Source organism: Actinomadura alba, from assembly GCF_014323705.1.
In the GTDB taxonomy this organism is placed as follows: domain Bacteria; phylum Actinomycetota; class Actinomycetes; order Streptosporangiales; family Streptosporangiaceae; genus Actinomadura_C; species Actinomadura_C alba.
The window spans coordinates 79,864-93,048 of the sequence record NZ_JABVEC010000019.1; the positions used below are offsets into that span (position 1 = coordinate 79,864).

Consider the following 13,185-nt stretch of genomic DNA (forward strand, 5'->3'; position numbering starts at 1 on the left):
TCGGGCAAACCGTTGGCCCGGTAGTACTCCGCGATCTGGTCGCGGCCGCGTTCGGGATGGACCCCGAAGGTGTCATGATCTATCTCGCTGACCGTATCGATGCAGGTCGCCTGCCCGACGAACGGAGACGCTGAGGTGCGGCATCTGACCCCGTCCTTCGCCCATGCAGCATTGCGCCGAGGCAAGGAGATCGAGCAGTTCCTCGGCGGGTTCGACCAAGGCAAGGAACACATCATCCGATGGGCCGCGCTCAGCCCCGCCAAGGGTCAGATCATTCTCTATCTGAGCGAGGTCGTAGACGTGGGCACCGACACCTTCTGGGACGTGTCGGAGTTCCCGCCGCTCAACCCGGACGAGGAGACCTGGGGAAAGATCACCGGCACCGCTGCCAGCCCGGAGGAAGCACTCGACCTTGCCGAACACCGGCTCGGCGCCGCCCCCGACCGCTGGGTCAATCAGGGAGTCGTCGGCTCCGAATACGGCGACTACCGTGCCACCCGCAACCACGGCCCGTCCTAGGAGTTCACGAGTAGGTCTCGCCTGGGACTATGGGGCTGAAAGATGATCGCTTCCCGGGGACGGGACGATCGTTAGAGGCGCTGTCAGTCGTCGGCAGCGACGATCAGAGCCAAGCTGTGGGTATCGCGGTCAATCAACGCCAGTTCGTGGAACTCACCGTGCACGCCGCCCCAGTCGTGCAGCGAGTCTTCGCCAAGCACCTTGAGGCGGTATCGGCTTGTGGCGGCCCGCACAAGCGCATGAACGTCTCGCTCCAAGGTCAGCTCCAACGTCTGGGGCAACTCGCCGTACTGACTGACCCAGACGTGCAAGATGTTCAGCGCGGTCGCCTCATCGAGTGGTTCATATGCATTGACGGTGATGCGATCCAGCCAGTAGGGGCCATGTCGCATTCCAGTCGGGTCAACCCCGCCCCCGGCGTAGTCATCCCGGAACTGGTCATGCCTGATCAAGGCGCCCAAAAGCTGCGCATCGCTCCAGATGGTTGAGGGAAGGCAGAACTGCTTGAGATCGACCCAGCGGTAGGCGTGATCCGGCGAGAGCCCGAAGAAGTCCCGGAAGTTGATGAAAACCTGGTCTCGATAGTCGAGGTCGTGTTCCACGATTCCAACCGTAGAGATCTCCGGTCTGCCCGCTGGGGCGCGGAGTGTATGGAGCGCTCCGGACGTGAGTACGCGGACACCTCCGCGCACCTGCCCTGCTAGGTCATCCCTTCTGCCGTCGTCCCACCCTCCCAGGAGCGGGCCAGGCCCCAGGGGCGAAGGTGGAACGCCCCACTGGACGGACCTTCGCCCCTGGGCCCTGCTCTGGTCGGCTTGTCCTGGGCGATGGCAGGCGCGGTGACCAGGCTCCCACCTCAACCCCTGACAGACCTTGTGGCGGCGGGCTTGATCGGCCATCCCGGAGCCGGAGCCTCCGCCGGAGGCGCTTGAAGAGCGTCTGTCGCCCTGCGACGATGTCGGCATGTCAGCGACAAGAAAGGACCATGCCGCGTAGGCGGCCCGGTCGACTTCGCGCTGAGGTTCTCCCTCGGCCGCACACAGGCAGCAGCACTGTGCAACGTGCCTCTACGATCCCTGGACTCTCGCCATGGGGCCGCACTCAGCTCGCCCAAATAGAACATCGCCGTTTCTGGCCTGGGGCTACAGTCCATGCCCTTGTCCTATGGGAAGAGTTCGTTCGCCATCCGTATCACCGCGTCTGGGAACCTTTGTACGAGCAGTTTGATCCCGCGTGGGACCAGGCCGATTTCTGCTGCGGCCAGACACCCCGGTGCTTTGCGTCCCCGACAGAGGCCCGCCGGCTACTCGGCGCCGCTCTGTGTGGCCTGCCCAAGCGTGATGCGCGACGGTTTCTAAAGCACCTGGAGGCCATCGAGCGTGACTGGTGAAGCGGCGGCGCGGACCCCGTGACCACGGCCAGACCGGAGCGGACACGAACGGCAGCCAGTGCGGCGGGCGGCCGCCCGGTCCGGCGCGTAGGGACCGGCGCCCACGCCGCACGCCCGGAGCGGCGGTGCCGGGCGGCCGGGGCGGCGGCGCGACGCGCCGCCGCTCTTGATCTAAAACGGCGGAATTCGTCAGCGCATGGGGGTCATCCGAGTGACTCGGGCCGGTTGCGTCGTAGGGCGTCGCGTGCCGCTATCAGAAGCTCGTGGAACTGGGCGGTGAGTGGTTCTGTGGGGAAGCGCTCGCCGAGGATGTCGGCGAGGTCTTCGCCGCGTGCGGCGAGGTCGTAGTTCTGGCGGTCGTAGTCGAAGGCGGACAGGCCTTCTTGTACGGCTGCGTCGAGGTCTCCCCGGCGGGCGTGGATCATTCCGAGGTTGATGCGGGCGTCGGCGGTGCGCATGGGTGCGTCGCTGGCGCCGTCGTCTCGGCTGTGGCGGGTGATGATTTCGCGGGCGTGTTCTTCGGCGCGGTCGTTGTCGTCCAGCCAGGTGTAGATGGTGGAGGCGTAGAAGATCCATTTGCTGTGGTCGAACACGAAGTGGTGTTCGGGGCGCGACGGCGTGGCGAGCCGGCCCAGGATGGTGGCGCCTCGTTCCAGCGCTTGGCGGGCTTCTTGTTGGTGGCTGGGGCCAAGCCTGGCGTATCCCTGGGCTTCTTTGAGCGTGAGTTGCACCGTGGCGCTGGTCGAGCCTGCGAGGTCCTGGCCTCGTTGGGCGGCGTGGATGACTTCTTCGTAGCGTCCTTCGACGAGGGCGAACCATGAGGACATCTCGTAGGCCCATCCCATGAGTTCGCCGTGGCCGGTTTGCTTGCCCATTTGGTAGGCGGCTTGGCGGGCGGCTTCGGCTTGTTCGCGCTGCCCGAGGTCGTAGTGCAGGCACCCGAGGAGAGCGGCGAGCCATCCGGCCTGAACGAGGAGTTCACGGTGCTGGTGAAGGGTGAGCCGACCCTTCAGCAGATCGAGGACGTACTTGAGTCGTCGTTTCGTGCGGTCGCGAAGTAGGGCGGCGTCCGCGCTGGGGTAGGCGCGGCACAGGAGGTCCACGGCCTCTTCAATGGCTTCCAAGGTTCCGGGTCCGACGTCGGAGATCTCTGCCATGCGGGCAAGTTCCATGGTGTCGAACAGTTCCGCCTCGGCCTTCATGGCGTCTGCGGGGACCACACGACCCATGAGTAGCCGTTGCCGCTCTTTCTGCTTGCTCTTGGGGACGAACCCCAATTCTTCGACGGTGCGGCCGGTCAGTTCTTCGAGAGCTTTTCGGTACGGGGGGTGCGGCCAAAGGACCTCGCCGCGTTCCCAGCGTCGGATGCGTTCCTCGTCGCAGGCCAGACCTTCGCGCAGCGCTGTGGTCGTACGGCACAGGGCATCGGCCATCTCGGCGCGGGTGAAGGAATGCGCCTCGCGCCATGAGGTGAGCTGGACGTTGGGGATCGTGTCCGGCATCGGCTGGCCTCGTCGCGAAAAGGGGGGGCGAAAAGGGGGCTGGTTAGCGGTGCTGACGGAGCGTGACGACTGGTTGTCTTTCTACCAGGCAACACCGTACGTCATCTGATCCTGACGACCCGGCGCCACAGGAGGCATGAGCGTGACACCCCGTCTCGGAGCACCTGACACAAGCGACGTCCCCCCGCGCTTGTCGTGCGGGGGGCGGCGCTGGAAGTTCCATCACGCCCGCCGCTGGGTCTTCGGCTGACCGCTCGCTTGCCCACCGGTGAAGAGGCTGACCTGCTCAAGATCAAGCGGTCTGAGCCGGTGATCGCCATCGTGGCGACCGTGCACGATGCCTCCGACGCTGGCTTGTTTGCGGCTGAGGTAGTCATGCCGGGATCACTGCATGAGCTGGAAGACGTCTACAGCGTCGCTAAACTAGTCACCCTCTAAAGTCGGGTGGCCCAGAGGTGAGACCCTCCGGGCCACCCGACCTGCAGATTCGAAGTTGTACAGCCCTAGTCGCGCGTCGCGTCGACGCCGCGCACGCTCTTGTAGACCCCGTACAAGGTCTCCAAGCCTCCAATGACCATCAGGAACACGCCGCCCTTGGACGGCGTGAAGCCGAAGATTTCCTCATCTGTTCCGAACAGCCAAAGCGCCAGCCCCGCCACGAAGGTGATCGAACCAGTGACGAGCGTGTTACGGGCAGAGGCCATGAGCAATCCTTTTCGAGGAGGAACAGGCGCACCAAATCTTCGAAAGACCTTAGCCAGGCCCTGCCCGCGCGGTTGAGGAAATCGGGCTACATCCTTCGGTTGACACCGCCCCGCTCCCCCTCATGATCCGAACCCCGAACGGGCCCTAGCCGCAACGCGAAAGATGTGACTTAGCTCATATCCTGCGCTCGCACGAAAGCGCAAGACGGGGTCTTGAACGACGAAAGCCCAGGGCGGGAATCGCTTCCTGACCTGGGCTTTCGGGTGGGTGGAGCCTAGGGGATTCGAACCCTGACACCCGGCTTGCAGATCACCGTGATCAAGCCCGGCCAGCGCTCCGACCTGGGCGATCCATGATCCACGAGTGACCGCTGTTGACCGCTAATCACCCTGCCTAATTGCACGCTAATTGCACGACAGTCGAGCGTCTGACATGGGGCTACTCGTGATCACGAGACTTCCACACACTCCCGCGCCGGCGCTGACCGATCCGGAGTGTTCGTCCGCGCGAAGGGGTTCCCGCCTGTCGACATGCTCACACCCTGCATGCCACGATCATCCAGTCAGAATCCATTGAGGTTCGTCGGCGCCTGGTTGGTCGGTGGAGCGCGTCGGCGTGCTCGCTCGGTCGCGAGCACAGTCGGCTCCGCTTTGCGTGGTGTCGTGTCTGTGCTTCGGGACCGAGATCGTCCCGAAAGGACAAAACATGGCCACCGACCAGTTCGGACTCGCCGACGGCGACTACATTCCCGACCCCGAACAGGACACCGCGCTCCTCGTCGACGCCTTCTTCGGCCACATCGCCGCAGCACTGCGTGAGCACGCGCTTCCCGAGAACCTCCTCGCCGCTATGCGGGCGCGGCATGAGGAATTGGAGACCGCGAACGCACACATGATCGTGGACGAGCCCGCACGCTACAACCTTCGCATCACCCTCGCGTTGGTGGCGGCGTACGAGTCGCTGCTGCCGCGGCTGGGACGTGAGGTCGCCATCAGCACGGCACGGGCCGCGTTGCTCGAACCGCTCGGCGACGCAGTTCACGCGAGCACCCGGGCGATGCTGGACGCCGCGCCAGACCCGTTCACCGCCATGGTCGCCATCTCGAAATCCCGCGAGAAATACGCCTTCGGCGAGGGATTCACATTCCGGCGCCCCGCCGACGACGATCAGCGTTACCGGGTGGACGTCCACCGCTGCTTCTACCACGACGTGCTCGTGGCGAACTCCGCCCCAGAACTGACACCGGCCATGTGCGCGTTCGACGGGAACTGGATCGAGGCGATCGACCCAGACAAAGACGGCTTCCGGTTCGAGCGCGCCACCACCATAGGCCTGGGCGGTACCCACTGCCCGTTCCACTTCACCCGAACCGGTGCGCGGGAAGCCGACGCCGGCTGAGCTTACACGTCACCGTGGGCGGGAATGGCTGCGCTCGTAGCCATTCCCGCCCACATGAACGCCCTCATCCATGATCGGGATGAGGGCGTTTCGGCTGGTGGAGCCTAGGGGATTCCAACCCCTGACACCCGGCTTGCAAATCTCCGTGATCACCGCCGGTCACCCGTCTGACCAGGGCGATCGATGATCCGCAAGTGACCGCTATTGCCCCCTGGTCACTGGGGCTAATGGCACGCTAATGGCACGGCGGCCGAGGGCGGGGCACGGCGCTGGGCGCTACCGTTCCTGGCTGAGCAACCTCATCCTTATCAGTTCGTTCCACCCCAAGGTGATCAAGGCCTGGTGCGCTGATGTCCTGTGGCTAACGGTCGTCGAGGTGCGCTGGTGTTCGCCTGTGTTGCCGTCACCGTTGCCGTCAGGGCGCAGGGCTCTGGCAGGGTTCGCCATCGGCGGACGGATCGCGAGTGTCGGCGTGGGTTGGGGTCTTACTGGCCGCTTCGTCCAGCCAAATCAAGACCACCACTGACCCACCGAAGGCCACTGCAGACCACCCCGAAGGCAACAGCACGGTAGGAATCAACATAATGAGGAAGAGAAGGATTCTGAGCCAGAACGGCAGCCGTGGCATCCAGACCTGCGGCAACAGCCAGCAGAAAACCCATCCCAGGCTCCAGGCGAAAAAGAGCATGAGCCAGAAAGGCGGCTCTGGCGTCCAGTTCTGGGGCACTAGCCAGACAAGAATCACTCCGATGACGGAGAGATGAAGGAGCACGACCCGGCGAGACAGCTGTCGTCCAAAGAGACGTTGAAGAACGTCAGTGACCCTCATGCGCCCGGCTTGACGCTGGGCCTGGTTCTCCCCGCTCATGCTCGCCATTATGGCTGTCGATTCCGCGCAAGAACACCCACCCTCGCGGACGCACGCTCTCTGCCGGCCTGGTCATCCCGTCTGCCGTCGTCCCACCCTTCGGGGAGCGGGCCAGGGCCAGGGTGTGAAGGTGGAGCGGCCCACTGGACGAACGACCTTCGCGCCCTGGCCCTGGTCTGCTCGGCTGTGCCTGGGACGGCGGTAGGCGGGAAGACCAGGCTTCCACCTCAACCCCTGACAGACCTTGCGGCGGCTGGCTTGATCGGCCATCCCGGAGCCGGAGCCCCCGCCGGAGGCATGTAAGAACCGCAACTCAATGCAAAGCGGGGCTGCCGTCCAATGCCGTAGGCACCCGTAGGGGCGAGTGTGCGAGTTGGCCGGCGGCCCTGCGGCCGATGAACGATGGCGGCGGCGCGGACCCGGTGACTGCGGTGAGAGTGGGCGCGGTCGGCGCGGTTGCGCGGTGGGCGGCCGTCCGGTCCGGCGCGTAGGGACCGGCGCCCACGCCGCACGCCCGTAGCGGCGGTGCCGGGCGGCCGGGGCGGCGGCGCGACGCGCCGCCGCTCTTGATCGGTACGTCGAATCCGACCGGCGGCCCTGGTCTTCACGGGCGCGAATGGTGGGGTCCTCCGGCGGGGCAACTTCCGGCGCGCATCGCGGTGGGCCGAGGTGGTGGCGGCAATCGGTGTACCAGGCCTGCACTTCCACGACCTTCGCCACACCGGCAACACGATCGCCGCGCAGAGCGGGGCAAGTCTGCGGGATCTGATGGACCGCATGGGCCACGACTCCGTACGCGCGGCAATGATCTACCAGCACGGCACCTCTGAGGCGGGCAAGGCCATCGCGGACTCGCTGAACGATCGGATCGCGGCGGCTGTCGGGCCGGACGAGGACGACCAGGACGAGGATGACGACGGCGCGTCTGGCGTGCTGGTCCCGGTGGCCTAATGGCACGTTAATGGCACGAACGCCCTCATCCATGATCGGGATGAGGGCGTTTCGGCTGGTGGAGCCTAGGGGATTCGAACCCCTGACACCCGGCTTGCAAAGCCGGTGCTCTGCCAACTGAGCTAAGGCCCCTCGAATCGGCGAGACAAGCCTACCGGTGCTCCGCGGCTACCACGTCCGGTTGCCGGCGGCCCTCGCCGAGCACGATCGCGGGCAGGTCGGCGATGCTGTCGATGACATGGGTCGCTCCGGCGTTCAGCAGCTGCTCCCGGTCGTGGGCGCCGCTGAGCACGCCGGCCACGATGGATGCCCCCGCGCGCCGTCCGCAGAGCATGTCGCTCTCGGTGTCCCCGCAGACGGCGATGTGCCGTACGTCGTCGACCTGCAGGCGCAGTGCGGCGGACAGCACCAGGTCGGGCGCGGGGCGGCCCCGGCCCACGTCGGCCGGGCACAGGGCCAGGTCGACGCGGTGCCACCAGCCGAGCGTGTCGAGCACCCGGCCGAGGGTGGCCCGGCTGAAGCCGGTCAGCAGGCACACTCGCACCCCAGCACCGACGAGTTTGTCGATGGCGCCCTCGGCACCGGGAACGGGGGCGAGGCCCATGCGATCGATCAGCGAGTCGTAGGACCGTTCGAATGACAGGTTGACCGCTTGGGCGCGGGCCTCGTCCTCGGGGAACAGTTTGCGAAAGATCTCGATCTTCGGTTGGCCGCGTGATCGCCGTGCGCCGGCCATCGCCCGGTCGTACGCGGTGGTGCCGGCGACGATGCCGAGTGTGCCGAGCGCCTCGACGAATGCCATCTCGACCAGTTTGCCGCCGTCCACGGTGGTCCCCGCGAGATCAAGGCAGGCGAGTGTGATCCGCGCTGTTTCGTTCACGCCGGACCCCCCGCTCCTAGCCGGTGCCGAGACCCCCGCAACCCGTTCCTGCTCCCCCGTGCTGTACGGGATGTCAGTTGTCGGAGGATGTGGCCTCGGTCCAGAGGTCCAGCTCAGCACGGTCCTGCTGCAGTCGGCGCCATACAGCGAAGCCGCCGACGGCAACGACGACGAGAACAAGCAGCTTCTTCACGATTGGAACCCTTCACTTCGACTATGAAGTCAGTACCTGAGAACTTACGTGGTACTTGCCTCCCCCAGGCTCCTCGCAGCCTAGCAATCGCCACACGCGACCCCGCACCTCTTACCCCGTTTGGAGGCGGCTTGCCGTACTGGGCAACGCGGGAGGAAAGAGACGGCCTCGATCTCAGCCGTTTCGGCACGTCGGCGTGCCGCGACGCATTATGAGGGGCAGGACTTCCAGAGGGATTCCAGATGGGCTCGCAGGACGACTTCGGCCAGTGGGAGCGCGAGTTCGACGAGTCCGAGGTGGCCTCAAGTCGTCGCACCCGGCTGTTGGTGGCCCTGACCGTGCCGATCGGCTGCGCGCTGCTGTTCTTCATCGGCCAGGCCCCACTGGCCATCGCCGGGCTCGTGGTCGCGGGGCTCATCATGGCCCTGTGGCGAGCCGGCATGTGACGGGCACGGGCGACCGCCAATCGATCAAGGATCGAAGCAACCAGGAGTGCCCCGATCCTTGATCGTCAGTCGATGCGGTCAGCCGGGCCGGAGGCCCGGGCCGGTCACCTCTTCGTCGAGGCGTGTCGCAGACGCGTCAGCGTGCCTGACCCAGGTCGCGAAGCGCGTCGTCGAGGCCGTCCCGCAGTGCCGTGTGCGAGCGGTGCGCGGTGCGTGGTGCCCGGGTCTCGCCCATCAACCGGACGGCGAGTTCGCGCGGGTCCGTGAGGACACCGCCGCCGAGGTAGTCGGTGTCGTGAAGCCGCGTGCGCACGCCCTGCTCGCCGGACGCGTATCCGCCGGTCCGCCAGCCGGTCTCCTCGTCCCAGACCAGGGCGTGGAGTTCGTGCGGCGATCCGCTCGCCGGCGTGTACAGGATCGTCGCGTCTCGCGGACCCATCGGGTCGAGCCAGCTGCGCTCCACGTGGAGATCGTGCTCCACGAGGGACTGCACAGAGCATGTGATGTAGTCCCGAAGCAGATCCACCCACGGGTCCGGATGCGGCATTGGGATGTTGCTTTCGTTCACTACGCTGTCCCTTCTGCGCTTGGTGCGATTATGCACGAACGACGTTGATCATCCGTTTTGTCGACACCGAACGGGCTGACTTTCGGACAGCGGATTACGGGCGCACACCAACAGAGCTGATCAGCCTCGTCCGTACAGAGCTGGGCGAATGCCTGAAACAGCGCCGGGTTTTACACCTCTATGTAACTCTGGGGTTAGATGTTGCTATCGCCTCCTGTGGTCCGGTGAGAATCCGCCGAACGGGAATGGTCAAGGCCGGCAGCAGCCGCATGCAGACGGCGGCGACGCCGATTAGCAGAGCGGGGAACGCGAAGGCGACCCCGGCGAACCTGATGCTGGTGGCGCTCGCGAGCAGGGCGTCGAGCACGGACGCGATGGGTCTGCTCCCCGCGAAGGCGATCGCCCATACGGCCATCACCTGGCCCGCGTGGAAGGGCCCGGCTCGCTGGAGCAGCATGGTCTGTGTCGCGGCGCCGGCGAGCAGCGCGGCGACGCCGCCCCCCACTCCTGCGGCGATGCTCAGCCACAGCCACGGTGCCGACGAGAAGACCACCATCGCGATGCCCAGCCCGCCGACGTACCACCCCGCGCTCTCGAGCGAGATGTTCCTCGTCGGTACGAATGCCCCCAGCACGTTTCCGAGTCCGAGCGCGGCGATGAAACAGCCGGCCCAGCCGGGAGCGTGACCGAATTCCTCGGCGGCGAGCGCGGGGCCGAGCACGTTGGGCGGGTCGGTGGCCACGGTGGCGAAGGACACCATGACCAGCAGCAGGAGGATCTTACGGTCGCGCAGCGCCAGCCGGAACCCGTCCATCAGGCGCGAGGGCCGCTGCGGACGCTCGACCACGCCGGGCCGAACCATCCACAACACCATCGCCAGAATGACGAACGACACCGCGTTCAGCACGAACGCCCAGGTGAAGCCGATGAACACCACGACGGCAACGCCGATCACCGGGGCCACGGCACGGCCGAGGTTGTAGGACACCGTGTTCATGGCCATGGCGGCCTTGGTGTCCTCCTCCGGTACGAGCGTGGGGATGATGGCGTTGAACATCGGCAGGCTGAACGTGTACGAGAGGCCGATCAACAGCGCGCCGACGATCAGCATCCGCTGGTCGAGCCATCCGGCGGCGTGGAAGATCGCGAGCCCGAGGGCGACGAGCGCCGAACCGGACTGGGTCCAGATCAGGAGCCGCCTGCGGTCCTTGGCGCGGTCGGCGAGCATGCCCGCCCACGGTCCGAGCACCAGCACGCTGGAGAACTGTGCGCAGGTGACGATGCCGACGGCCATGACCGAACCGGTGAGCTTGTAGGCCAGGAGCATCTGGGCGGTGTTCTGCAGCCAGGTGCCGAAGTTCGAGAAGACGGTGCCGATGAAGTACCGGCGGAAGTCGGAATGGCGAAGGGCCCGCCAGGAGGACGATCTGGCAGGGCGGTGCTCTGCCGCCTTGCGGGTGACGTCGGTGTCGCCCACTGCGGCATGAGCAGGATCGAGTGTCGTCTGCATGGCTCCGTGGATGGGGTACGGTCTCCGGCGCCGCGAGACGGAATCTGCGATGGGGCGCCGGGATGGTGATGTCGGTCGTGGTCGGTGAACTCAGGGGATGCGGTTCCACCCCGGTGCTCCGTTGCTCGGGGCGGCCGCCCGCGGCGGCCTATCCGGTCCCCTGCGTGGGATTGACGACCTCGTCCGGTACCTCGCCCACGTTGATCGTGAACCTGTTGCGGTCGGCGGGGAACACGCTCACCGTGAGCCGGAACGGCTTACCGTCCGAGTCGTACGCCGTCCGGCGGGTCTCCAAGACCGCGACGCTGCCGTCGTCGGGCAGCATGAAGAAGTTGGTCTCCGTGTCGTTCGGGGGCCGCACGCGGATCATGTCGCGGTAGCCGACCTGCTTGATGCCGAGGGTCTCTCTCAGATAGGCGACCGTGCCCGGCTCGATCGAGATCGCCTGGATGAGCTGCAGGCCGCCCCGCTCCACCAGGCTCATCGGATAGAACGACGTCTGCAGGGAGTACGGCCGGTCGTCGATGAAGCGCTGCTGGTGCCGGCTCACCAGAGAGGTGCCGACCTCGACGCCGAGTTCCTGTGCCTTCTCGTCGTCGGCCTGCTGGATCTCGACCCGCGGGACGGTGGTCACCGGGGCCATGAGCTGCAGCGTCGCCTCGCGGGTGAACGCCACACCCTCGCCGCCACCGAGCCCGGTCTCCTGATCAGCGGACAGTGTGGTGATGAAGGGCTTGATCTGCTCGTTGACGAATGTGCCGCGTCCGGGCTGCGTGGACACCAGGCCGCGGGCGGTCAGCCACTTCACGGCGTCGCGGATCGTGTTGCGTGATGCCTTGTACTCCTCTTCGAGCCTGGGCTCGGGGGGCAGTTGGGTGCCGGCGGGCCACTCTTCCGACTTGATCCTGCGGTGCAGATCAGCGGCGATCTGGCGGTACTTCGGATCAGGCATGCCGTTGGCTCCTCTCAAACATACCAACCACCTGCATGGCTCGCACGAGCTGTATCACATGACTCAGTCTGCCAGGACGTACAGTCAGGATCCCCTGCATCATGGGGTTTACCCCATAGCTATGAAGGTAATACCTCCATACGAGACCAGTGGTTGGTATGACGGGGATGGCAGGTGACATGGGCCTAAGGCTAGCCCTTCCAATCCGTTAACGCATCGGAACTCCTCAGAAAGGCCCGATCTGGTCCCGACCGTAGAAGCACGGCCGCCCTCACAAAGGCGCGGCCACCGTCCTGGGGGAGGGTGAGCCATGACAGCCCACAGGCTGCAGACCGAGATCCCCGCACCGCGCGGGGTGCCGGTGAGCGAGAGGCAGGCAGGCCCACATGTCACCTATCAACCCCACCGGCTGAGCAGCACCCGCGCCGGCAGAGCGGTCACGGGCACCCGGCCGGCGCCCGAGCCCGCACCGGCGCACCACGGCCACGATCACGCGGTGCACTGCACTCTCTTCGCGGTCGACATCGTGTCCTTCACGGACCGGCGCCGCGACGACGAAGTGCAGCGGTACGTGCGGAAGGCGATGTACGGGGCGATCCGGAACGCCTTCGACCAGGCCGGAGTGGGCTGGCAGGAATGGTTCCGGCAGGACCGCGGCGACGGCGTGCTCGTGGTGGTGCCGTCCGTGGTGCCCGCCATGTTGTTCCTCGACCCGCTCATCGACCTGGTACGGGCCGAACTGCGCTTCCACAACAAGATGTCCAGCGATGCCGCGCAGATCAGGCTCCGCGTCGCCCTGCACGCCGGAAGCGTCCTCTTCGACGGGCACGGCGTCGTCGGGCACTCGCTGACCCGGCTCTTCACCCTGCTCGACGCCCCGGCGTTCAAGGCCGAGTTCCGCGAGACGGCCGCCGAGGTCGGGCTGGTGACCTCCGAACACCTCTACGACGACGTGATCCGGCACACCTCCGGCCTGGTCGACCCGGCGGACTACCGCCCCATCGAGGTGGCGGAGGACGGATTCGTCACCCGTGGCTACATGCACATTCCGCCCGGCCCGGCCGGTCGCGCACCGAGCCTTCTGCACCAGATGCGATCCGCTCACGCCGCCCACGCGACCGCCCACACCACCGCCGCCGCCAACGGGACCGCCCCCGGGGCCGGGCACGGCGCGGACGACGTCCCGGCTGTACGAGATGTACGGGACGTACGGGACGTACGCGAAGCGCGCGGCCGGGACTCGCGCGACGGCCGGGATCCGTGGGTGGCGCCCGAGCCCCGGCGGGCGGCACAGTGACCGGCG

The 13,185-nt window shown here is 66.4% G+C and carries 14 protein-coding genes and 1 tRNA gene; 5 read left to right on the forward strand and 10 right to left on the reverse strand.

Annotation, left to right across the window (positions count from 1 at the left end; translation table 11 throughout):
• The first annotated feature begins 135 nt into the window (after nt 1-135).
• Entirely contained in the window at nt 136-519 is a 384-nt protein-coding gene (locus HKK74_RS23870; protein WP_187245653.1) for a hypothetical protein, read from the forward strand.
• An 83-nt stretch (nt 520-602) separates the two neighbouring features.
• Here HKK74_RS23870 and HKK74_RS23875 read toward each other — a convergent pair whose 3' ends face one another.
• The 3 genes from HKK74_RS23875 to HKK74_RS23885 form a co-directional block, all read right to left on the reverse strand.
• Nucleotides 603-1,121 (reverse strand): hypothetical protein, encoded by a 519-nt coding sequence (locus tag HKK74_RS23875; protein WP_187245559.1) that lies wholly within the window; start codon nt 1,119-1,121, stop codon nt 603-605.
• Nucleotides 1,122-2,112: 991 nt separating this feature from the next.
• Nucleotides 2,113-3,411 (reverse strand): NsdA family TPR-like regulatory protein, encoded by a 1,299-nt coding sequence (locus HKK74_RS23880; RefSeq protein WP_486303393.1) that lies wholly within the window; start codon nt 3,409-3,411, stop codon nt 2,113-2,115.
• Between the two features lie 503 nt (nt 3,412-3,914).
• Complete coding sequence (locus tag HKK74_RS23885) at nt 3,915-4,115, reverse strand: DUF5708 family protein (protein WP_187245561.1); 201 nt, start codon at nt 4,113-4,115, stop codon at nt 3,915-3,917.
• A 706-nt stretch (nt 4,116-4,821) separates the two neighbouring features.
• Between HKK74_RS23885 and HKK74_RS23890 the strand changes: the two genes are divergently transcribed.
• Entirely contained in the window at nt 4,822-5,514 is a 693-nt protein-coding gene (locus HKK74_RS23890) for an L-2-amino-thiazoline-4-carboxylic acid hydrolase (RefSeq protein WP_187245562.1), read from the forward strand.
• Between the two features lie 415 nt (nt 5,515-5,929).
• Here HKK74_RS23890 and HKK74_RS23895 read toward each other — a convergent pair whose 3' ends face one another.
• Nucleotides 5,930-6,382, reverse strand: a complete 453-nt coding sequence (locus tag HKK74_RS23895; RefSeq protein WP_187245563.1) for a hypothetical protein — start codon at nt 6,380-6,382, stop codon at nt 5,930-5,932.
• Between the two features lie 597 nt (nt 6,383-6,979).
• Here HKK74_RS23895 and HKK74_RS23900 point away from each other — a divergent pair.
• Entirely contained in the window at nt 6,980-7,333 is a 354-nt protein-coding gene (locus HKK74_RS23900; protein ID WP_222722671.1) for a tyrosine-type recombinase/integrase, read from the forward strand.
• 56 nt (nt 7,334-7,389) lie between these two features.
• On the opposite strand, the gene HKK74_RS23905 is transcribed toward HKK74_RS23900, so the two are convergent.
• From HKK74_RS23905 to HKK74_RS39235, 3 genes are all read right to left on the reverse strand, one after another.
• Nucleotides 7,390-7,465: transfer RNA gene (locus HKK74_RS23905), tRNA-Ala, on the reverse strand.
• 19 nt (nt 7,466-7,484) lie between these two features.
• A complete protein-coding gene (locus tag HKK74_RS23910; RefSeq protein WP_187245564.1) occupies nt 7,485-8,213 on the reverse strand; it encodes an HAD-IA family hydrolase in 729 nt (242 codons plus the stop codon).
• Nucleotides 8,214-8,286: 73 nt separating this feature from the next.
• The gene (locus HKK74_RS39235; protein WP_312881705.1) at nt 8,287-8,406 is read right to left on the reverse strand and encodes a DLW-39 family protein; all 120 of its coding nucleotides are present in this window, start codon (nt 8,404-8,406) and stop codon (nt 8,287-8,289) included.
• 242 nt (nt 8,407-8,648) lie between these two features.
• Between HKK74_RS39235 and HKK74_RS23915 the strand changes: the two genes are divergently transcribed.
• Nucleotides 8,649-8,852, forward strand: coding sequence for a hypothetical protein (locus HKK74_RS23915; protein WP_187245565.1), 204 nt, complete (start codon nt 8,649-8,651; stop codon nt 8,850-8,852).
• A 136-nt stretch (nt 8,853-8,988) separates the two neighbouring features.
• On the opposite strand, the gene HKK74_RS23920 is transcribed toward HKK74_RS23915, so the two are convergent.
• The 3 genes from HKK74_RS23920 to HKK74_RS23930 all read right to left on the reverse strand — a co-directional run bounded on the left by HKK74_RS23920 (nt 8,989) and on the right by HKK74_RS23930 (nt 11,882).
• Nucleotides 8,989-9,345, reverse strand: a complete 357-nt coding sequence (locus HKK74_RS23920; protein WP_187245566.1) for a DUF6292 family protein — start codon at nt 9,343-9,345, stop codon at nt 8,989-8,991.
• Between the two features lie 253 nt (nt 9,346-9,598).
• Nucleotides 9,599-10,930 (reverse strand): MFS transporter, encoded by a 1,332-nt coding sequence (locus HKK74_RS23925; RefSeq protein ID WP_187245567.1) that lies wholly within the window; start codon nt 10,928-10,930, stop codon nt 9,599-9,601.
• 148 nt (nt 10,931-11,078) lie between these two features.
• On the reverse strand, nt 11,079-11,882 hold the full coding sequence (locus tag HKK74_RS23930) for a GntR family transcriptional regulator (RefSeq protein ID WP_187245568.1): 804 nt from the start codon (nt 11,880-11,882) through the stop codon (nt 11,079-11,081).
• Nucleotides 11,883-12,192: 310 nt separating this feature from the next.
• Between HKK74_RS23930 and HKK74_RS23935 the strand changes: the two genes are divergently transcribed.
• Nucleotides 12,193-13,179, forward strand: a complete 987-nt coding sequence (locus HKK74_RS23935; RefSeq protein ID WP_187245569.1) for a hypothetical protein — start codon at nt 12,193-12,195, stop codon at nt 13,177-13,179.
• Nucleotides 13,180-13,185: the final 6 nt, after the last annotated feature.